This window comes from Caldicellulosiruptor naganoensis, assembly GCF_026914285.1.
In the GTDB taxonomy this organism is placed as follows: Bacteria; Bacillota; Thermoanaerobacteria; order Caldicellulosiruptorales; family Caldicellulosiruptoraceae; genus Caldicellulosiruptor; species Caldicellulosiruptor naganoensis.
Genome location: NZ_CP113864.1, coordinates 1,508,114 through 1,529,789 on the forward strand (window position 1 = coordinate 1,508,114; position 21,676 = coordinate 1,529,789).

Below are 21,676 nucleotides of genomic sequence, written 5' to 3' on the forward strand. Positions count from 1 at the left end.
ATTAAAATATATTGATATAAACTGGTTTAGAATAAAAATTGTTGGTACGTCTGCTCAGGTTGTCATTAACTATCCTTTTTATGTAATTTGTGTAGCTATCCTAAAAAATAAAAATTGATTTTGTTAATTCTTTTATCAAATGTTTTGTATCAAGATAACTTAAAGTTTCTAAACTCATAAAAATGAGAAAGGTGGTGGCAGTTCGGAATTTGCAACTGTCACCTTTTTTCATCATCTTTACTTTTAATACTTATGCAAATCCTTCAACTTCAACAGCTTTCTCGTAAGTAAATGGAAAAGCTGATCCAAATCCCTATACAAAAGTATAGTTAACAAAATATTAATGATAATACATAGTTATGGTTAGATATCTAAATATTTGTATAGTAGAAAGAAGACTTTTTGTCATGTTGTTTTATACTTTCATTAGATGAGATATTGCTGATATTATTCAAAACGCAGTAAGAAGTGAGCATCTGATTTTGAAATAGACAATCATGGAAAAAGAAAGGTGGCATATTTGTTTGTTGTTGCCACCTTTCTTTATTCGCAATTTTATATAGGTCACATTTTTTAATCTTTTCTGGGTGACTATGCATTTGAAGAAGTCTCTTCTTTCTTCTCCTCTACCTCTGGCTCTTCTGTAATCTCGCTTACATCAATTACTGCAACAACCTCATCTAAATCTTCTGTTATTTTGATTCCCTCTGGAAGTTTTATATCTCTTAACTTTATAGCTGTTGGTTTTTCATATTCCATAAGGTCAATTACCAAGTGTTCAGGAATATCCTTAGGCAGTCCTTCTATCTCTACTGTCTCCATCTGTCTTTGCAATACAAGTCCTCTTGATTTTAATATTTCTGCATTCTCAAATACAATTGGCACCTCAACATAAATGGGTTTGTTTTCAGAAAGTATCTGAAAATCTACATGGATAATATTCCCTTTTACATAGTGAGTTTGAACCTCTTTTATAAGCGCAGTTCTTTCTTTTCCGTCAATCAAAATTTTTATTTTCCCAGCTAATCCTTTTTGTTGATATAATTTTTCAAACTCTTTCTTAGAAACATATCCAGGAAGGCTCTCTATGTCATCACCATATGCAACAGCGGGAATATACCCTTCTTTTCTGAGTTTGTTTAAATTGCTCTTTGTAAATACGTCTCTTCTGTTGTAGACAAGTACTGGTTCCATAAAGATATACCTCCCTTCTTTGAATATACGCCTAACGTATCTTATTATAGCTGATTATCCTCTTTTTTGTCACTATCTACACTTTCAATTTGATTTTCTTGTTTTTGAGGATTCAAATATTCTCCAAATACATAATTTGTGTAAAAGTTTTGCATAAGTCCTAAAATACTTACCCAAATAAGAGGATAAAGCAAAAGCACAAGTAGGAAACCAGTTGTAAGCAGCAGTAAAAAAGGTACTATCCATACAATAACCATCAGCAAAAACATTCCTATTGTATGTGGAAGTTTTATAACTGTAAAGATAAATGCATTCTTATATATGTGCCTTACCTTTAGTTTATATGTCACCATCATAGGATAGATGTAAATATGCATCATAACATACACAATAAAAGTAAATATCAGAAAATATTTTATAATTCCCACACTGGGATATTTAATGCTTTGGTACGAATAAAACCTTATAGCAACAGAAAATAAAAATATGACTAATAAATCTGTAACAAAAGTTATAAAGCCCTCTTTTATATTCTTCCTCAGATGTTCAAAAAAATCACTTGTAACCCATGCATGTTCTTCCCTTGCAAAATTCCTAACAATATAGGTAAAACCTGCAGTTGTTGGCCCTATTCCAAAAACCATAAAACCACTTAAAAGCAGTAAACTTATAGCATTGATTAAAAAGGATTGTACCGTTTGTATATCTTTTAAGTTTTGCACTCCTTTAGTTGCAGATTCTATTACCGGAATTAAATAACTTCCAACTACAAAGTATAGAATTACTAATATAGGCAGTGATACAAGAAAATAGAGAATATTCAGCCAACATAGTTTCCAAAACTTTCTTGCCAGTACCTCAAAGAAGACTATAAATTTTGATTTTGGTGGGAGATCTTCTGGCACACCTGGTCCTGGCTTTGTATAATCGAAAAATCCAAAAAATCCAGCCACAAATGATAGCCCCCTTATTCTGCTGTCTCAAGCTCAAAAAGAATACTGTCAACCATCCTTTCAACCTCTTCCATGTCAAGTCCTTTCGCAAGTCCAAGTTCGCTCACTAAAATCTGCTTTGCATTGTTGAACATCATTTTTTCATTAGTTGACAAACCCTTAACTTTTTCTCTTGCTGCAAGCATCTTCAAAACTTCAACCACACAATAAATATTTCCACTCTTTAGTTTTTGCTGATTCTCTCTGATTCGCTTGTTGTAATTCCCACAGCTATTTATGTCAACTTTGAAATTGTTGTCTTTCAAAAGCTCAAACACTTTGTTTGCTTCTTCTTCAGAAATGACATTACGAATGCCAATTTCAGCAGCACTGTTGACAGGTACCAAGACTTTCATATCATTGTATAGAATTCTTACAACATAATACTTCTGGACACTATCAAATATCTTCTCCTCTACTATCTCAACTATCTCTCCTGCTCCATGCAAAGGGTGTATTATGGTATCTCCCACCTTGTACATTCTTTGCCACCCCATGACATCTCTCAATAACTTTACATAATAAAGTATATCCAATTGAAAAGTTTTTGTCAAAAATATCTTTCTCTATCTTTCACTATATACACTTGAAACTACTTCTGAAGAAGTAGCGGGTGCATTTGTTTGAATCCCAGAATCAACTACGGGCTGTTGTTGAATACTTTGAGGAGTTTGACTCTCTTCTTCGGGTGGCAAAGGTAAGCTTTCAGTATTTTCCAAATTCGTTTGACTGCTCAACTGGCTTTGATAACCTTCTTTTTCAACACTTGACTGAGTTTGAGAAACGTCACTATCATTTCTTTGAGTTTGACTTCGACTTAGATTATCTGGGGTTGTGACAATTTTGTGGTTGTTATAACTTATGTTATTCTTATTATTCTCACTTTTACCTTTTACTATAACGCTCTCTGTGTATTTGTATTTTTCTGGCATTTTCAAGTCGATTTCGATATCATATCCAAGCAAATCCTTAATAAGCTTTTTTATTCCTTCATAATCAGGTTTCCAGTAACTGATACCTCTGTAATTAAAATAATTCCCCGGAATGCTTTCGAATATGATATCTTCTTTCTTTATACTCTGAGCAAAATAAGCCAATGATGTTATTTGCTGTAAGGTTAAATTGGTATAAAAATGCCGTCTTATCTTCCAGTATATCTCTGGAAGAGTTACTATTTTATTGCTTGCCTTTAACTGTTCAAAAATTGAAAGCATAAGTTCTTTGTCTCTTTTTATACGGTCGATATCACCACCTGGTGTTTTTCTCCAAAGTGCATAGTACAATGTTTCTATACCGTTTAATTTCTGATATCCTGGCTTTAAATCTATGTCGACCCATTTCGTCTTTACCTTTACCGGAACCTCAACATTTACATATACTCCTCCTAAAATGTTCACAACCTTTCTTACCGCATCAAGGTCAAACCCTACATAGTACTCAATTGGCATTCCACCTAATAGTTTACTAACAGTTTCCATAGTATAAAAAAACCCTTCTTTCTTTTCTCCCCCACCATAGCCAAAGGCACTGTTTATCTTATCCCATTTACCAACCTTATATATCTCAGTTAAAGTATCACGGGGAATAGATATACCCTTTACTTTCTTGTCTTTAAAATTAATGTTTAAAAATAAGATTGTGTCTGTTCTATGAAGGTCGTATGTACTGCGATTGCTTGCCTTGTCAAGTCCAACAACTAATATATTAACACTATTTTCATCAAAAGGGTACTTAATTTGTCCCATCTTACTTTTCGAAGATCTCTTTTTGTCAAAGACTTTCTCTATATTTTTTGTATCAATTATAAAGACTTTGTACAAACACCCTAATGTGCCTACAAGGACTATAGCTATACATAATATAATGATAAGAGGTTTATTTTTAATTATCCTCCCCATACCTTAAATTATCTCCTTCCCCGCCATTTTAAATGTATCAGTCTAAAAATCTTTTTCTTAACCCATAATCTTTTTGTAAAAATCAAAAAGTTTTTCCTCTTCTTTTGACCAGTTGTACATTTCAATAAATGCTCTATAACTATTTTGTCCTTTTTTTACAATCTCTTGCCGATTATTGTAAAAATATAGAATAGCATCTCTAATTTGCCCAATATCAGCTGGGTCAACAGTAATGCCACAGTCACTGCCTTCAATAATATCTTTCCAAAGCTTAAAGTTTGAAGCAATCACAGGCATCCCTGCCGCCATATATTCAAAGAGCTTGAGAGGAAGTGATGTCAAGTACCTCTTTAATGGCAAGAGAGTAACAAAACCAATATGCGCATTTTTCAAAATTTCTGGTATGCAACTCTTGGGTACTCTTCCCCATATCTTTATTTTCTCATTTTCAAACTTTTTTATCTCTTCAAAGTAATCTTTACTTTCGGCAGGTCCTATAATATCCAATCTTATATCAAGGTCTAATAGATGGTTTACTGCTAAAATTAAATTTGTAATTCCCCTGTGATAAGACACATTCCCAATATAAACAAGATTTATTGTGCCATTCAAATTATACTCCTGCCTTTCTTGCCATTCATCAATGGTCGGAAAATTCTTTAATATCACCTTATTTTTGCAGTTAAATTTGTTAAAAATATCTTCGGTTACAACAACCACACCGTCCAACAGCTTACTGACACCTTTTTCAAAAAAATCAAATGCAAAAGAGAAAAGATTTCTTATAAATTTTGGCAAATACTCACGGTCTTGAAATGCCAAGAAATAATCTTCGTGAACGTCGTATATCACTTTTCTCCTGAGTACCAGCTTAAAATACAAAGCTAAAAGTAATAGATCAGGGTCATGAAAATGAATTAAATCTGGCATTTCTTTTTTTACTATCTTTATAATCTTTGAATAGTTCTTATACCTCTTTGATCTTGGTAGTTTTTTAAATCCATAGACTTTTATACCATCTACAACCTGAAAATCATTTTCTGCAACTGCACACAAAACCGTCTCATACCTTTTACTAAGGCTTTTTGTAATTTTGTTAAACACCCTTTCATCATCCCAAGGATGTGCAGATGACAATACTAATACCTTTTTTTTCAATTTCTTTGCTCTCCTTCACTTCCTTGAAAATTTGATACTATAAAAACCGCAAGTGCAAATAAAAACCACATAATTCTCATCTCTATCATCTTTGAAGAGCTTACACTCGAAAAACCAAATGCAGCAATTGAAGCAATTACTGAAACTGCTGGCAATCTTAATTCATTTTTTGTAACCCTTATTTGTAGCAGTTTGTATATTATATAGAAAATCCAAATTATGTAAAATACAAACACAATAATACCATAGCACACAAGTACATCCATAAACCAATTGTGAAGTTCTACATTTACCGTATACTGTCTTACCTTTTCCATCAAAACCCTACTATTACCCGATCCAACTCCAAAGAAAAGGTAGTCATATAAAAATGAAAGACCATATACTATTAAAAGTACTCTTCTTACATTCGATGAAAGGGTACTTGCCGAAAAATCAAAGAGTGAAGATAGCTGTGTTGAAATCATCTGACCTATTTTGCTAAAAAGCCCGAAGTCTAATCTAAAGCCAGTGAGAATTACTAAAAACAAGAAAATAGCAAGTGAATACTTTAAATATTCCCTTTTTTCAAGTTTCTCAATCAAGAAAAAATAGACAATCAAAGCTAAAACAAAACCTATATAGTTTGCCCTGCTGGTAGTGAGTATTAAAAGAGGCACTGAAAATATAGCAGCAAATAAAGCCGCAATTTTTCTTAAAGTAAATACTCTCTCACGCACAATAAAATTCAAAATAAATGGCAAGTATAGTACCAAATAAGTTGCAAAATCGTTTGGGTTTGAAAAAAAAGTTGATGGCGTCCTGTGCAGGTTATATAGAGGAATTTTGGATGTCCAAAGATGTCTATCTGTTACAACCTCCCAGTATCCAACAATGATGTTTATTATATACGAAGACAAAATAATGTTTTCTAAAACATTCCATCTGACATAATTTGAGTAGTACATAAAAATCAGAACAACCAAGATATTTGCAGTTAAAAATACTTGGTCGCGAAGAGCATTTTTGATATCCTGAGCCCATAAAAAACTGAGTAAAGAATATGCAGTCCAGCTAATTAAAAAATATGAAGAAAAATTTAAAAATTTCTTTATCTCAATACCATTTAAAATTATATCTATGCAAATCAACACAAATAATAATCCTAAAAATATCCTGTATAAAAAAAGGTAACTCAAACGAGGATACGCAAGTGTACTGCCAAAAAAATTAGCCATAAAAGTAAGGTATATGAAAAAAGGAAGATACCTCTCTTTCAACCTAAAATGAAAAGGTTTTCCCATTCTCTTGTCTCCACCTTCTAAATTTTCGCAAAACTAAAGCTATATAATAAACATAAATCAAATTCACAACCACCATTCTCACATTTGTTATCTCAGCCATATCAAACATCTGAAATATTGTAATACAAATCAATCCCACAAATACTACCCAATCAAAACCTTTTTTTGATCTTGACATATTAAACGTAGTAACAAAAATAAGGAAATAAACTAAAAAAACAAACATCCCATATCCTATTATACCATACTCTATAAGAGCATTTAAAAACAAATTATGCACTGAGTGAAGAGCTACAATCCCTGGAGCTTTTAAGCTTCTAAAAAAACTCTCAAACTGTGCCGGTCCAATTCCTTCAAATAAATTTCTGTGTTTAAAATAATTTAGAACAAACTCTATGGCAAAGATTCTCTGCCCTACAGCATTTTTTGTGCTGTATATATCAGAAAATTTTGGAATTCTATATGCAATCTTGGGTAAAAACAAACTTAAAACTATGCCGAAACCTATAAAAATTTTCACTATATTTTTTTTAACAAGCCTTATATTAATAAGCAGCGCCTCAAGGAGATACACCAAAAATCCTGTCCTTGAACCAGATAGCAAAATCCCCAAGAATATGATGAGTGTACCCGTAATTCTTTGCCTGTCATTTTTTAAAAAGCTCAATACAAAAGGATAAACCATTACTAAAAAAAACGCAAATGTATTTGGATTGAAAAATACTGAAATTGTTCTTTCTCTATATGATTTAAACAGTAGATAATATAAATACTCAACTATGCAAACTAAAAGTGCAATAACAAACACGAAAATCCATACTTTTTTAATTCGGTAAAACAGATTATTTCCAGCCACAACGAATACAATGTAGAACAAAGCTGGAATAATAAAAGCATTTATCACTCCTAAAATAGCTTTGTTCTTTTCTATAGCATTTTTGTAAAATATTGTACTTAAGATAATCATTACAATGTAGAAAAACAGTGGAATAAGCTCAATTATTTCAAATTTTAACTTTGGTTTATAGTAGTAAAATACTGAAATAACAACAGTTAATAGAAAAAGATAAAAGGGTATATAAGAAAACCGCACAAGCTGAAATAAAATTATTCCAACTATACTCAAAATAATCTCAGTCTTATTGGTTTTCAAGAAGTTGTTCAGGTGGTACATCTCTGAGCTCCTTTGCAGGATTTCCCACTACTATCTTGCGAGGTTTGACATCCTTTGTCACAACACTCCCAGCACCTACAAACCCTTCCTCACCAATCACTTTCCCAGGCAAAATTGTCGCATTTGCCCCGATCCTGCCACCGCGCTTTATTGTCACACCTTTGAAAAACTTTGATCTGTCCTTCCCTCTTCCTGCAAAGTTGTCATTTGACGTAACAACACACGGCGCAACAAACGCCCAATCTTCAATTTCCGAGATTGCTGTAATGTACGCATTTGTCTCTATTTTACAATAGCTTCCTATAGTGGTCTTATTCTCTATGCTAACTCCTCTTCCAATAATTGTGTTACTCCCCACTTTAACATTTTCTCTTATTGTTACAAGGTCAGCAATAAATACGTTTTCGGAGATATGAGCACCTCTATAAATTATAGAGTAAGCACCAATTTTTACACCATTTTCTATCACAGCTGGCGGCAAAGTAATATCTTCTGTTGTCCTGCTCATTGAAGCCTTTTGAGGAAGCTTACCTATAATTGTGCCATCTAATATCTCTACATTATTGCCTATTACACTTCCACTTTTAATAACAACATTGTGACCAATTTTACAGTTATCTCCAATTACAACATCATCCTCTATCACTACAAAATAACCGAATTCAACATTTTTACCTATTTTAGCATTCTTACTTATATATCTCATTTTCTAACTCTCTGCCTTTCATATTCTCTTTTCACATCAAGTGTTGAAAAGTTTCCAAGTGGAAATTTAATAGGTCTTTTCTCAATAGCAGATTTATATATTCCCAAGATTATCTCCAGCGATTTTCTCCCTTCCTCGCCTGTCGCGAGTGGATCCCGCCCATTTTTTATAGCTTCAATTACATCTCTAAAAAGAGGCGTGTGCCCAAATCCATATACATTATCAGGATTTTCAACAAACTTCTCTATTACCTCTTTCTCATCTTCCTCTGGGACACGCCACACAACAATCCTGTTGACAGAGGTGCCTCCAAGAATAGCTGTACCTGTTTCACCAAAAATGCTAAGAGTCTCTTCTAAATTAGATGGCCAGACACATGTTGTACCTTCTATAATCCCCCGTGCTCCATTTTTAAATCTCAACAAAGCAAAACCTGTGTCTTCTGCTTCAATTGGACGTAAAAATGTTTCAATATCCCCATAAATTTCATCAACATCAGAATTTATAATCCATTGCAAAAGATCTATGTCATGTGTGCATTGGTTCATAAGTGCACCGCCATCTTGTTCCCATGTGCCACGCCAAGCACCTTGTTTATAATATTCATTGTTTCTGTTCCATCTTATGTTTGCAACACCGTAAAGGATTTTGCCAAACTTGCCACTTTCTACTGTTGCTTTTAACTTCTGTACACTTTTGTTGAATCTATTTTGTAAGCATACCGCCAAAACTTTTTTCTTTTCTCTTGCCTTTTGAATCATTTTATCTGCATCCTCAATAGAAAGTGCCATAGGCTTTTCAACAATCACATGCTTACCAAAATCCAGTGCTACAAGCGTCTGCTGGGCATGACAGCCACTGAATGTAGCAATATCAACTATATCAGTGTCTTGTTCTTTCAACATCTTGATATAATCAGTATATATTGGAATTTCCCTTTTTATTTCAATTCCCTTGCTTTTTAAAAGCTCATAATACTTTTGTCTTGTCTTTTGAGCTCTTTCTTCGATCAAATCACAAAACCCAACAACTTCTAAGCTATCGAAGTTGTTGGCATAAGCTTCTGCATGCTTGAATGATATTCGACCACATCCAATCAAGCAAACCCTTAGTTTGTCCATATTTCATCCTCCAAAAACTTATAGTTTGTATATCTTCTCAGATTTTATCCCTTTTGTTGCATTCCTCGTATCGAATATAAGTTTTGCATGTTCCACTATAAACTGATAGTCGTACTTGGAATGGTCAGTTGTTATCACAACTATGTCATATTGACCTAAACTTTCAGCTGTAATGTCTACCGAAGTATATTGTTTTCCTTTATAAGTAAAACTCGGCACATATGGATCATTGTATTCTACAATTGCATTTTCCTTTTCAAAGTTTTCAATTACCTTTAAAGCAGGTGACTCTCTTATATCATCAATGTCTTTTTTATACGCAACACCCAACACCAGTATTTTTGAGCCATTCAGGGGTTTTTTGAATTTGTTCAGTATTTTCATAACCCTTTCAACAACATATTCTGGCATGTAGTTATTTATCTCACCAGCAATTTCAATAAGCCTTGTATGATAGTCATACTCACGTGCCTTCCAAGTAAGGTAAAACGGGTCAATGGGTATGCAATGACCGCCAAGGCCAGGTCCGGGATAAAATGCCATAAAACCATAAGGCTTTGTCTTTGCTGCTTCAATTACTTCCCAAATGTCAATATTCATTCTCTCACATAAAATAGCCATTTCATTTACAAGCGCAATATTTATGTTTCTGAATGTATTTTCTAAAATCTTTTCCATCTCTGCAACCTTTGGTGAACTTACCCTAAAAACTTCGCCCTCTAAGACATTTTCATACAGCCTTGCAGCAATTTCTGTACATGTTGGAGTTACTCCACCCACAACCTTAGGTGTATTTTTGGTATTATACACTTTATTTCCCGGGTCAACACGCTCAGGTGAAAAGGCCAAGAAAAAGTCTTGACCGCATACAAGCCCGCTTTCCTCTAAGATTGGTTTTACAACCTCTTCTGTTGTCCCAGGATATGTTGTGCTTTCTAAAACTACAAGCATACCTTTGTGAAGGTATTTCGCAATCTCTTTTGTTGAGTTCACAACATACGAAATGTCTGGTTGTTTATATTTGTCAAGCGGAGTTGGAACACATATAGCCACCGCATCAACATCTGCAATTTTGCTATAATCGGTTGTAGCAAAGATTCTTCCTTCTTTGACAAGCTGTTCAAGTTCTTTGTCAACAACATCTCCAATGTAATTTTGTCCTTTATTAACCATGTCAACTCTCTTTTGCTGTATATCAAATCCAATTACCTTATAGCCTGCCTTTGCTTTCTCAACAGCCAAAGGCAGCCCTACATATCCAAGCCCAACAACACCAATCACCGCTGTTTTTTCTTCAATCTTCTTTAGAAGCTCTTTTGCAACCTCATTCATAAAAAATTCCCTCCGAATTCATTTATTGATGAAATGATAAATTCAACTTCTTCATCCTTAAGCTCTGGAAACATTGGAATAGCAAACGCTCTTTTAGAAACTTCTTCTGCAACCTTAAAGTCTCCCTCTTTATGCCCTAAAAATCTTAGTGCCTTTGTCAAATGTAATGGCACAGGATAATATATACCTGTTGCAATTCCCTTTTGTGTTAAATACTCAAGTATTTTATCGCGATTTTCATATTGCAGAATATACAAGTGATAAATATGTCCTCTTTCACAAGCATTTGTCTTTGCAGGAGTAACCAACCCCTCAAGTTTCAAGCCATGGTTATATTTTTCAGCAATCTCTGATCTTTTTTTATTCCACTCATCTATGTATTTGAGTTTTACAAGCAAAATGGCAGCTTGAATCTCATCAAGCCTACTGTTAAAACCAATGAGCTCATTGTAATATTTCTTCTTTGACCCGTGCTGGCGAAGCATTCTTGCCTTTTCTGCAACCTCATCATTATTTGTTACAATCAGACCTCCATCTCCAAAACCGCCCAAGTTTTTTGTTGGAAAGAACGAAAAACATCCAACATCCCCAATTGTCCCTGCTTTTTTGCCGTTGTATTCTGCTCCAAAAGCCTGGCATGCATCTTCTATGACATATAGATTGTACTTTTTTGCTATTTCTAATATTCTGTTCATATCACATACTTGACCAAATATATGCACAGGCATAATAGCCTTTGTCTTTGGCGTGATTTTCCTCTCAATCTCCTCAGGATTTATATTGTAAGAAAGTGGATCAATATCAACAAAAACTGGTGTTGCACCGACTCTCACAATAGCTTCTGCTGTTGCAAAAAATGTAAATGGGGTTGTGATTACTTCATTACCATTTCCAATCCCCAAACTTTCAAGTGCTATCACAAGAGCATCCGTACCGTTGCCAACACCTATACAGTGCTTGACATTTAAGTATTCACTGCACCTTTTTTCAAATTCCAAAACTTTGGGACCGAGTATATACTGCCCACTTTGCAAAACCTCAGTTATAGCATGCATTATCTCATTTGAGAGCATTGTATATTGGCGCTTTAGGTCAATTAGAGGTATCATCTTTTTTTCATCTCCATTCATATTGTATTTTGAAATCAAAGTTTAGAAAGTATATATTTTCTTTCTCTCAAGATAACATACAAAATTGCTATTATAACTCCTGAAATTGTTCCAGCAGCAATTCTTACAGCCTTTTCAAATTTGCTACCTGCTGATTCATATATTTTAAGTTTGCCGTATTCAGCTATGGCACTTTTTAAATCAATCACTTTATTATAATTCTCATTAAACCACTTAATGAGGTTTATAGCCGAGAAGATTTGACTATACTGTTCCTGCTCAGCTGCAGTCAATTTTAGTTTGTCATACTTTTGTTTTTCCTTTAAAAGTTCATTCAAAAGCTTTTGAGCAGCTTCAGACCTGTTTTTCAAATCTAACAAAACCTTATCGTTTAAACTTTTCATATACTTGCTGAGCATCCTTTGTGCCTGGTCAGAAGAATCGGCAACAGCTTTTACAACAACATAGTTTACACCACTCTTGGATGCCTTTGGTTCAACAAATACGCCAAACCTCTCATCTTCTCCATACTTGCTTGTGACATAGTCTAAAAAAGGCGGGTTTAATGCCACCATTTCCAAATACTCTTTGTTCAAGTCAATAGAAGTCATATTAGAATAAAGCCCTTGAACAATATTCGAGATTGAAGAAGAAGCCATATTGAAATTCAGAGGGTTTAAGAGGTTGTTGTCAAGCCTCAGATTTATTTCAGCTGTCCAAAGAGTCTTTGTGAAAAATTGAACAACAACAACTGACAATATCATGAAAGCAACTACAATTGATATTATTTCTTTCATTCTCTTTTTAAAAATCTCAGCCATTTAGCTTTTTTCTCCTTTCTACCTTTCTGTTAAGACTTTTACATTTCCATCAGGTGAGATTATAACTGCAATGTTACCATTGTCCATTGTTGTCAAAACTTTTACATGATGATTTCTCAATCTCTTCAATGTAGATCTATGAGGATGACCGTACGGATTGTCTTTCCCCACACTTATTATGGCAAGCTCTGGTTTTACTTTATTGAGAAAACCATTGCTTGTCGCAGCGTAACTTCCATGATGAGAAACTTTTAAGATATCAGCCCTAACATCCTCATTCGCTTTTAGTATATCATATTCTACATCCTTCGAAATATCAGCAGTCAAAAGTACTCTTCTCTTTGCAAACTCTAACTTTACAACAGCACTTGAGTTATTTAAATCTTCGTAATCTTTTAGTGGAGACAAAAAAGTAAGTAAAACATTATTTATTGAGATTCTATCATACGGTCTTACAATATTTATTCTGAGGTCCTTTTTATCTAAAGCTTTAAGCATATTTTCAAACGCTTGAGTATTTGTCGCCTTATCTATGGTATAAAACTTTTTGACATCAAACTCTGAGATAATTTTGTCCATGTTGCCAATATGGTCTTCGTGAGGGTGCGTGGCAATTACAACCTCAAAAGTTCTTATGTTTAAGATATCAAAAATCTTCAAAACTTCGTTCTCAGCAGTGTTTGGTCCTGAGTCTACTAAGATGAACCTATTTTCGGGAGTTTTTATTAATATGCAGTCACCCTGACCTACGTCTAAAAAGAATAATGTGCAGACATCTTTTGCTAAAAACTCTTTTAAATTTTCTTGCCAAAACTTATCTTCCGTATTTAAAAAAGAACAAGAAGTCAAAAACAACAAAATAAAAATTAATAACAAAGAAAAAAACGATCTTTTTCTCATTGGATTCCTCCGCTATTGAAATCTCAGCAGTTTTCTAGTCTTTCTTTAAATACCCTAATAAAGGATTTCATAGTTTGTGTAGCATCTGCTACAATCCCATAGTTTGCAATTTTAAATATTTCTGCATCTTTGTTTTTATTGACTGCAATTAAAAGCTTTGGCTTTCCAATTCCGCACATGTGGTGAGCAGCACCTGATATACCAAATGCGAAATAAATATCAGGAGAGATAATCTTGCCACTCTGTCCAATCTGAAGCTCTTTTGGTGCCCATCCCAAATCAACAAGAGGTCGTGTAACACCAACAGCACCACCTAAAATGTTTGCAAGCTCATATGCATACTTTAGATTTTCTTTATCTTTTATCCCTCGCCCAACACCAATAACTATTTTAGCACTTTCAAGCCTGTTATCAATATCTTCTCGCACAATTTTTTCTATAAAACTTATTTGACCACTCTTTTCTTGAATTTCTATTGTCTTTTTCACAATTTCAAATTCTTTTTTGACTTGACACAGACATTCAATCCCGCCTCTTGGCTTGATTGTGACAAATGTAATTGCACAGTCTTTTACAGAGATTTTTGCATTTATACTTGAACCATAAGCTGGTTTTATAAAAACAAACTTTCCAGATGACTCATCAAACTTTATATCAATGCAGTCAGCCACAAAACCTGAAGAAAATTTAGCCGCAACTCTTGCTAAGACTGACTTTGTAAATTCACTTGAAAGTGCTAAAACCATCTGAGGTTTAATCTCATCTATACTTTTTGCAACTGCTTCAATGTATGGTCCTTCATAGCACGAAAAACTATTATTTGTATACACAAAAACTTCACAGCTATCAAAGAGTTTTAGTTCACTTAATAAATTTTCATCTGATAACGTTTCCGAATATATTCCTATTATTACCTTCTTCGGGTTACCAATCTTGCTTTTAATAAGAGCTAAAAGTGGATTGATCTTTTGAAGTTTATCTTCCTTAAGAATGACAGGTACAAATATTGTATATACCATCTATTTTTTATAACCTCCCTTGATGAATTAAAATTTGAAAACATTAAATAAATTTTAAAATCACCTCTGCTATGCACTCGATTTCGCTTATACTGCCTTGTTCATAAATCTTGCAACTGATGCTTTCCATCTTTTCTTTTTCAAAGTCATCTACAGCTGTTTTTGACCCCTCAAGTCCTATTCTTTTAACATCTATATCTCTTAAGTCATCTAGACTTAGAACCTTAGGTTCGTATGAAAGTGCCCTTATCATGAAACTCAGTTTTGGAAATCTTACAAAGTTACTATCTTTTTTAACTGATAACAACATAGGAAGTTTTACCTCAAACTTTGCTAAGATATTTTCAACCTTTTTTACAATCTCAAGAGTATCTTTATCCTTAGGTTTTATATCAACCACTGAGGCAATATGGCAAATTCCCAAATACTCAGCAATCTGTGGTGGAACAATAGATGTCTCACCGTCAAGCGAATGATCACCGCAAAGGATTAAGTCAAACCTCTCCAAAGTCTCAATAGCACAGGAAAGCGCATATGATGTAGCTGACGCATCAGATCCTGCAAGTCTTTTGTCGCTCAACAGAATTGCCTCATCCACACCCAGCTCAATAAGCTCTTTTACTTTTTCCTTGCACTCCAAAGAACCCATGCTAAGGGTATATACTCGAGAGTCGGGAAATATGTCTTTTAGCCTCAAGGCAAACTCAAGTGCATTTAAATCAGCAGGATTGTTCATTAGATGCTGTGAACTTCTTTTTATTGTTTTTGTAGTTGAATTATATTCGATCTTATCTGGATCGACTATTTGTTTAACACAAACGAGGATATTCATACCATTTGCCACCTCTTCTTTTATAATTCTTTCACAATCTCAGATGCAATAATATTTCTTTGAATTTGATTAGCACCTTCAAATATCTGGGTCACTTTTGCATCTCTCATCATCTTCTCAACAGGATAATCCTTTACATACCCATTTCCACCCATAATCTGAACAGCGTCAATGGTTATCTTCATAGCTACATCTGATGCAAATACCTTGCATGCAGAAGATTCTTTTGTATAGTCTTTCGCACCACTGTCAATCATCCTACATGTAGAGTATAAAAGAGCCCTTGCCGCTTCGATGTTTATGTACATATCAGCAAGCATGTGCTGAATTGCCTGGAAGGATGTAAGAGGTTGACCAAATTGTATTCTTTCTTTTGCATACCTTAGAGCATGTTCATAAGCACCCTGAGCAATCCCAATTGCCATTGCCGCAACACCTGGTCTTGTCCTGTCAAATGTTTTCATTGCAATAATAAATCCCGTGCCTTCTCTTCCCAACAGGTTTTCTTTTGGAACTTTGCAATTTTCAAATATAAGCTCTGTGGTAGAAGATGCCCTGATTCCCATCTTGTCTTCTTTTTTCCCACAGTAAAAACCTTCGTATCCCTTCTCAACAATGAAGGCAGAAATGCCTCGTGGTCCTTTTGATTTGTCTGTCACTGCAAACACAACATAGATATCTGCTTCTCCACCATTTGTTATCCAATGTTTGTTTCCATTTAAGATATAAAAATCCCCATCTTTTTCAGCTACTGTCTTTATACTGCTAACATCACTTCCCGCATCAGCCTCTGTTAATGCAAATGCAGCAATCGCCTCACCTTTGGCAATCTTTGGAAGGTATTTCTTTTTCTGATTCTCTGTCCCATACAGCATTATTGGATATGCACCTAAGGCAGTGGCTGCATATGACACAGCTATCCCTGCACAGTTTCTTGAAAGCTCTTCAACAACAAGACACATCTCCAGCACACCGCCGCCAAAGCCACCGTATTCTTTAGGAATGTAAACACCTGTCAGTTCGGTGTATGCTAATAAATCCAATATATCTCTTGGAAATATTCCTTCTTTATCATATTTGCCAGCAACTTTTGAAATAACCTCATCAGAAATCTTTTTTGCCAATCTTTTTATAATTTTCTGGCTATCTGTCAAAAAGTAATCCACTTAAAATTTCGCCCCCTATTTTTTAAATAGCTTTTTTTGATAGTTTATCAGATGAAAATCTTCATTGTCAAACTAAAGCTTTTTTCTATATCAAAATTTTGCTTTTGAAAGCTTTCTTGTTTGAAGAAATTTTTTCTGCTATTATCTTTTTAAAGATTACTCTTCAAAAGGAAAAGGAGTGCTTAAATTTAAATTGAAGGTTGCTGGAATAATTGTTGAATATAACCCTTTCCACAATGGGCATTTGTATCACTTACAAAAGACAAAAGAAATAACAGGTGCAGATGTTGTTGTTGCTGTAATGAGCGGAAATTTCATACAAAGAGGGGAACCTGCAATTGTAAACAAATGGGCACGAACTAAAATGGCACTTTTAAATGGTGTGGACGTAGTTTTTGAGCTTCCCTTTGCATATGCCTGCAACAGTGCCGAAATCTTTGCATATGGCGCCATTTCCATTTTAAACACATTAGGTGTAGATTGGGTGGTATTTGGTTCAGAGGTCGGAGATATTAATCTTTTGAAAAAGATAGCTATGCATTTAGCTTTTGAAGAAGAAGGTTTCAAAAAATATTTGAAAGAATATCTAAAAGTGGGACACTCGTTCCCAAAAGCGCGTGAGCTTGCATTAAAAAAAATAAGCAGTGACAATGTCGAGTTTTTACCAAACAATATACTCGGGATTGAATATATAAAGTGGATTTTGAGAATGGATTCAAAAATAGAGCCAATTACAATAAAAAGGATAGGAAGTTCTTATAATGACCCAACCTTAGGAAGCGGCAATCTTTGCTCAGCAACGGCAATTAGAAATAACATAAATAATCTAGAGCTTATAAAAGACAAAATGCCTGAAGCTTCATACAAAGTTTTAATTGACGAGATTGAAAGCGGAAGAGGACCTGTCACTATTGAAAATTTTTTCAAAATTTTTGTCTATAGGTCGGTAATTGACAAAGATTTTTTGAAAGATCAGCTTGATGTAAAAGAAGGAATTGAAAACAGATTTTACAAATACGTTTTTAGTTCCAAAAGTGCCGAAGACCTTCTTTCAAAAGTTAAAACAAAAAGATACCCTCTAACACGGCTTCAACGAATATTTATCCACTCTCTTGTAGACAGTAAAGTAAACCAAAAAATTCTTCTTTCTAAAAAGCCATATATAAGAGTACTGGGATTTAACGATAAAGGAAAAAATTACTTGCATACCATCAAGGAAAAAGTAGAGTACATCACAAAGCTTGACAGTTATACTGTTAAAAATCCTGTGTACAATCATCTGCTTGAACTAGAAATTAAGGCTTCGCAGATTCATGCAATAATGTATAAAGACTTCTACAACTATATGCAGCTTGAGTACAAACAAAATCCAATTTATATTTCTTTTAGCTAATCAATCTTTTTATTTCTGGTACTGCTTCTTTTGTTTTTTCTTTTCCTCTTTGATATGCTATTTCTATGTCAGCAAGTGTATAAGGATTTACATCTTCGAGCTCAATCTTTATAAGATAATCAATGTAGTTTTGCTTAAGCCTGAAAATCTCCTCACCCATGATATCTATTGTGGTCAATATCATTTCAAATATATTTTTGGGCTCTTTTGTTGTACTTTTTCCAGAAACGTCAACACCAATTATAAACTCATGACCATTTTCCTTCAAAACCTTTGCAGGGACTTTATCAACAACTGCCCCGTCTACTAAAATTGTATTATTCAACTTTACAGGTGGAAGAATCCCTGGAATTGATATACTTGCCCTGATTGCTTCATATAAACTGCCCTCTTTGAAAACAACCTGCTCTCCTCTTAACAGGTCTGTTGCAACTACATAAAATGGATATTTTAATTGGCTAAACTTTTTATCTCTCAAAAAAAGCTTTAATATTTCCTCTATATTCTTGCCAGAGATAAGAGCATTTTTTCTTATTTTGAAATCTATTAGTATGTCATTCCTCATTTCTCTGGCAATCTTGTAAATTAATTTCAAATCATATCCTAAACAATAAAAAGCACCTATAACAGCACCCATACTACAACCTGAAAAAGCTTCAAATTCAAACTCTTTTTCCAAAACCTCTAACACTCCTATATGGGCAAAGCCTCTCATTGCTCCAGAACCAAGAGCAACCGATACTTTTTTCATTATTACCTCCAAAAATTAATAGAATTTTTAATGGACAATAATCGGATTTTGAGGTAAATATTCTTTGAAAACAATATATAGCTTTACCATAATTGTTTTATGTCTACTTTACTTTATATGCATATTTTTAAATCCTCACGCAATCATTGAGATAACCAAGACATCAATTCTCTTGTGGGCACAAAAGGTTGTAACATCACTTTTTCCTTACTTTCTCATCATCAATGTGCTTGTTAATTCAGGAATGATAAGCTATATATCTTACATATTCTTGCCTGTGGCAAAAAGCATCTTTAAAATCTCTTCGCATGGTTTCTTAGCTTTTTTAATTGGTATTCTTTCAGGATATCCCATAGGAGTTAAAATAGTATGCAGTCTCTACAAGGAAAATCTCATTAGTAAAAAAGAGGCAACAAAGTTATTGCTTTATGTCAACAACTCAGGACCGCTTTTTATAATTGGCACAGTGGAAATCACCTTTTGAATTCAAAAACTCAAGGATATATCCTTTTTTTATCCCATGCAATGGCAAGTATAATTCTCGCTATATACTTTTCTATTTATCCCACAATGGAAAGCAGCTTTAACCACTGTAAAAAAGGAAATATAAATCTTGATATTGGAGCCCTTTTATACCGCTCAGTAAAAGACTCTATCGAGACAATTTTACTAATTGGTGGTTTTATTACACTGTTTTTTAACCTAAATTTTGTTCTCGAATATTTTAAGGTGTATTCTCTTTTGTACAATACCTTATATAATCTCTTCGGAATAAATAAGGACCTAACAAAAGGACTTTTATACGGATTCTTTGAAATTACAAATGGCACTGTTTTAGTCAGTAAATCCCAAACCCTTTCAACCTTTTACAAGTTATTAGCATGCACCTTCATTATTTCGTAAGGAGGAATGAGCGTCCATTTTCAAGCAGTTTCGTTTCTGAAAGAAGCTAAGTTACCTATCAAATTTTATTTTATTGGCAAATGTATTCATGCAATATTGTCAGTTGTAATACTTTTAGCAATATTAGTAGTCACATAGTTTATGTATTTTTTTGTTTTATTTGGTCGATGTTATCATTCAGTTCTTTTACTATATTCTCAATTGTCTTTTTAGTCTGCTCTAAAAGCTCTATTGTATATGTCTGTGCCATAATCCTATACTCTTTTGCATGCTCTTTTGCCTTTTGGATAATCTCCTCAGCTCTTTTTTCTGCCATCTTTACAATCTCTGTCTCATCAATTAAGCCCTTAACCTTGCTTTCAGCATCACTTATAATAGCCTCTGCCTCTTTTTGTGCCCTTTCCAAAATTTTTTTTCTCTCCTCTTTTGCCCATTTTACCTGAGACAGCTCTTGTGGAAGAAGAAGCCTTATTTCTTTGATAATATCAAGAAGCTCATCCTTTTCCACCATAACCTTTGATGTAAATGGAATAGACTTACTATTCTCTATTATTTCTTCCATTCTCTCTAAAAGTTCCAAAATACTGAGTTCGCTCATTACTTATTTTCCTCCATTTCAGCATATTTCTTATTCAATTTTCTCATAACCTTTTTAGCAATTTTTTCAGGCACTAAGTCTTCTATACATCCACCAAACCTTGCAACTTCTTTAACCATACTTGAGCTCAAATATGAATATTTGCTATTGGTCATCATAAAGATTGTCTCAATTGAAGGTTCTAATTTCTTGTTCAAAAGCGCCATTTGAAACTCATACTCAAAATCAGAAACTGCCCTGAGTCCCTTGACTATCACCTTTGCATTCTCCTGTTTCATAAAATCAATCAAAAGCCCGTTGAAGGCCTTCACCTCAACATTTGGCAGATGTTCAGTTGTCTCTTTCAAAAGCTCAACTCGTTCTTCTATGTCAAAAACAGGTGTCTTGTTAGGATTAACAAGTACTGCAACAATTAATTTATCAAAAATCTTAGAAGCTCTTTCAATTATGTCAAGATGACCGTTTGTGACCGGGTCAAAACTCCCTGGATATACTCCTATCTTCAATCTGACTACCCCCAACAGTGAAGATTGTAATTTTTGTATCTCCATATTCTCTTTCTCTAAGGATTGAAAGTCTATCATCTTCAAAATAAAAGTTTATATTTGACTCAACTATTATAAGTCCATTTTGCGAAATTTTATCGTGTTTTAATATTTCTACTATACACTCTGCTGCATAATTAGACTTATAAGGAGGGTCTAAAAAAATAATATCAAAAACAGGACAATATTTTGAGTTTAAAAATCTCAAAACATCCATTTTAAAGACTTTTGCCCTTTTCAGTAAATTTAAATTTCTTAAATTTTCCTTTATAAGCTGGATACACCTTTCATTCTTTTCAACAAACACAACCTCTTTTACCCCACGTGACAAAAACTCAATTCCTACATTTCCTGTACCTGCAAAAAGGTCGGCAACTACTGCTTCTTTACTTAAAAAAGGAGATATCATATTGAAAAGAGCTTCTTTCACTCTATCAGAAGTTGGTCGTAATCCCTTAATGTTTAAGGTTTTTAACTTTCTACCCTTATTTTGTCCACTAATAACTCTCATTTTTTTAGGTTCCACAATTTACTTATATATTGATTATATAAAAATCCCTCTAAAAAAACAACAACGAAGAGACCTAAAAAGTCCCTTCGTTGTTGTATATCTTTTAAACGTTATCTGCTTTTATTGTTTTCCTGCAACCCTGTTTTCATAGTCCTGAATCATTCTTTTTCCCATATAACCACCAATTGAGCCCGCCTGCTTTGCTGTCAAGTCACCATTGTAACCAGGTTTTAGCTGAACACCAATTGAGCTAAGAAATTTTTGAGAAGG

General features: G+C 33.8%; 22 protein-coding genes and 1 pseudogene. 2 read left to right on the plus strand and 21 right to left on the minus strand.

Annotated features, from left to right (window positions below; translation table 11 throughout):
* Positions 1-591: 591 nt before the first annotated feature.
* The 16 genes from OTJ99_RS07445 to OTJ99_RS07520 all read right to left on the minus strand — a co-directional run bounded on the left by OTJ99_RS07445 (position 592) and on the right by OTJ99_RS07520 (position 16,705).
* Positions 592-1,194, minus strand: coding sequence for a 50S ribosomal protein L25/general stress protein Ctc (locus tag OTJ99_RS07445; protein ID WP_045164648.1), 603 nt, complete (start codon positions 1,192-1,194; stop codon positions 592-594).
* A 44-nt stretch (positions 1,195-1,238) separates the two neighbouring features.
* Positions 1,239-2,147 carry a YesL family protein gene (locus OTJ99_RS07450; RefSeq protein ID WP_045164647.1) on the minus strand — a complete coding sequence of 303 codons (909 nt, stop codon included), beginning with the start codon at positions 2,145-2,147 and terminating at the stop codon, positions 1,239-1,241.
* Between the two features lie 14 nt (positions 2,148-2,161).
* Positions 2,162-2,668: a CarD family transcriptional regulator gene (locus OTJ99_RS07455; protein ID WP_045164646.1), complete on the minus strand. Its 507-nt coding sequence runs from the start codon at positions 2,666-2,668 to the stop codon at positions 2,162-2,164.
* 84 nt (positions 2,669-2,752) lie between these two features.
* Positions 2,753-4,084: an LCP family protein gene (locus OTJ99_RS07460; protein ID WP_045164645.1), complete on the minus strand. Its 1,332-nt coding sequence runs from the start codon at positions 4,082-4,084 to the stop codon at positions 2,753-2,755.
* 57 nt (positions 4,085-4,141) lie between these two features.
* Complete coding sequence (locus tag OTJ99_RS07465; protein WP_045164644.1) at positions 4,142-5,242, minus strand: glycosyltransferase family 4 protein; 1,101 nt, start codon at positions 5,240-5,242, stop codon at positions 4,142-4,144.
* Positions 5,239-6,525: an O-antigen ligase family protein gene (locus OTJ99_RS07470; protein ID WP_045164643.1), complete on the minus strand. Its 1,287-nt coding sequence runs from the start codon at positions 6,523-6,525 to the stop codon at positions 5,239-5,241. The genes OTJ99_RS07465 and OTJ99_RS07470 overlap by 4 nt, the downstream gene beginning before the upstream one ends.
* Positions 6,503-7,699 carry an O-antigen ligase family protein gene (locus OTJ99_RS07475; RefSeq protein WP_045164642.1) on the minus strand — a complete coding sequence of 399 codons (1,197 nt, stop codon included), beginning with the start codon at positions 7,697-7,699 and terminating at the stop codon, positions 6,503-6,505. The genes OTJ99_RS07470 and OTJ99_RS07475 overlap by 23 nt, the downstream gene beginning before the upstream one ends.
* The gene (locus OTJ99_RS07480; protein ID WP_045164641.1) at positions 7,665-8,405 is read right to left on the minus strand and encodes an acyltransferase; all 741 of its coding nucleotides are present in this window, start codon (positions 8,403-8,405) and stop codon (positions 7,665-7,667) included. The genes OTJ99_RS07475 and OTJ99_RS07480 overlap by 35 nt, the downstream gene beginning before the upstream one ends.
* The gene (locus OTJ99_RS07485) at positions 8,402-9,526 is read right to left on the minus strand and encodes a Gfo/Idh/MocA family protein (protein ID WP_045164640.1); all 1,125 of its coding nucleotides are present in this window, start codon (positions 9,524-9,526) and stop codon (positions 8,402-8,404) included. Before OTJ99_RS07485 ends, OTJ99_RS07480 begins: the two co-directional genes overlap by 4 nt.
* A gap of 18 nt (positions 9,527-9,544) precedes the next feature.
* A complete protein-coding gene (locus OTJ99_RS07490) occupies positions 9,545-10,858 on the minus strand; it encodes a nucleotide sugar dehydrogenase (RefSeq protein ID WP_045164639.1) in 1,314 nt (437 codons plus the stop codon).
* Positions 10,855-11,967: a DegT/DnrJ/EryC1/StrS family aminotransferase gene (locus OTJ99_RS07495; RefSeq protein WP_045164638.1), complete on the minus strand. Its 1,113-nt coding sequence runs from the start codon at positions 11,965-11,967 to the stop codon at positions 10,855-10,857. Before OTJ99_RS07495 ends, OTJ99_RS07490 begins: the two co-directional genes overlap by 4 nt.
* A gap of 35 nt (positions 11,968-12,002) precedes the next feature.
* A complete protein-coding gene (locus OTJ99_RS07500; RefSeq protein ID WP_045164637.1) occupies positions 12,003-12,788 on the minus strand; it encodes a hypothetical protein in 786 nt (261 codons plus the stop codon).
* Between the two features lie 18 nt (positions 12,789-12,806).
* Complete coding sequence (locus tag OTJ99_RS07505) at positions 12,807-13,688, minus strand: ComEC/Rec2 family competence protein (protein ID WP_045164636.1); 882 nt, start codon at positions 13,686-13,688, stop codon at positions 12,807-12,809.
* 23 nt (positions 13,689-13,711) lie between these two features.
* Positions 13,712-14,707, minus strand: coding sequence for an electron transfer flavoprotein subunit alpha/FixB family protein (locus tag OTJ99_RS07510; RefSeq protein ID WP_045164635.1), 996 nt, complete (start codon positions 14,705-14,707; stop codon positions 13,712-13,714).
* A gap of 43 nt (positions 14,708-14,750) precedes the next feature.
* Positions 14,751-15,539: an electron transfer flavoprotein subunit beta/FixA family protein gene (locus OTJ99_RS07515; RefSeq protein WP_045164634.1), complete on the minus strand. Its 789-nt coding sequence runs from the start codon at positions 15,537-15,539 to the stop codon at positions 14,751-14,753.
* A 20-nt stretch (positions 15,540-15,559) separates the two neighbouring features.
* Entirely contained in the window at positions 15,560-16,705 is a 1,146-nt protein-coding gene (locus OTJ99_RS07520; protein ID WP_045164633.1) for an acyl-CoA dehydrogenase family protein, read from the minus strand.
* Positions 16,706-16,898: 193 nt separating this feature from the next.
* Between OTJ99_RS07520 and OTJ99_RS07525 the strand changes: the two genes are divergently transcribed.
* Positions 16,899-18,098, plus strand: a complete 1,200-nt coding sequence (locus tag OTJ99_RS07525) for a nucleotidyltransferase (RefSeq protein WP_045164632.1) — start codon at positions 16,899-16,901, stop codon at positions 18,096-18,098.
* Here the strand turns inward: OTJ99_RS07525 and OTJ99_RS07530 are convergent.
* Positions 18,091-18,849 (minus strand): patatin-like phospholipase family protein, encoded by a 759-nt coding sequence (locus OTJ99_RS07530; RefSeq protein ID WP_045164631.1) that lies wholly within the window; start codon positions 18,847-18,849, stop codon positions 18,091-18,093. The two genes, OTJ99_RS07525 and OTJ99_RS07530, sit on opposite strands and share 8 nt — an antisense overlap.
* A gap of 64 nt (positions 18,850-18,913) precedes the next feature.
* On the opposite strand from OTJ99_RS07530, the gene OTJ99_RS07535 reads away from it, so the two are divergent.
* Positions 18,914-19,333, plus strand: coding sequence for a hypothetical protein (locus OTJ99_RS07535; RefSeq protein WP_235374560.1), 420 nt, complete (start codon positions 18,914-18,916; stop codon positions 19,331-19,333).
* Positions 19,334-19,891: 558 nt separating this feature from the next.
* On the opposite strand, the gene OTJ99_RS07540 is transcribed toward OTJ99_RS07535, so the two are convergent.
* The 4 genes and pseudogenes from OTJ99_RS07540 to OTJ99_RS07555 form a co-directional block, all read right to left on the minus strand.
* Positions 19,892-20,350, minus strand: coding sequence for an ATPase (locus OTJ99_RS07540; RefSeq protein WP_045164630.1), 459 nt, complete (start codon positions 20,348-20,350; stop codon positions 19,892-19,894).
* The gene (gene coaD, locus OTJ99_RS07545; RefSeq protein WP_045164629.1) at positions 20,350-20,856 is read right to left on the minus strand and encodes a pantetheine-phosphate adenylyltransferase; all 507 of its coding nucleotides are present in this window, start codon (positions 20,854-20,856) and stop codon (positions 20,350-20,352) included. The genes OTJ99_RS07540 and coaD overlap by 1 nt, the downstream gene beginning before the upstream one ends.
* Positions 20,825-21,406 carry a 16S rRNA (guanine(966)-N(2))-methyltransferase RsmD gene (gene rsmD / locus OTJ99_RS07550; RefSeq protein ID WP_045164628.1) on the minus strand — a complete coding sequence of 194 codons (582 nt, stop codon included), beginning with the start codon at positions 21,404-21,406 and terminating at the stop codon, positions 20,825-20,827. The genes coaD and rsmD overlap by 32 nt, the downstream gene beginning before the upstream one ends.
* 120 nt (positions 21,407-21,526) lie before the next feature.
* Positions 21,527-21,658, minus strand: a pseudogene (locus OTJ99_RS07555) (alpha/beta-type small acid-soluble spore protein); the annotation flags it as partial.
* Between the last annotated feature and the right edge of the window lie 18 nt (positions 21,659-21,676).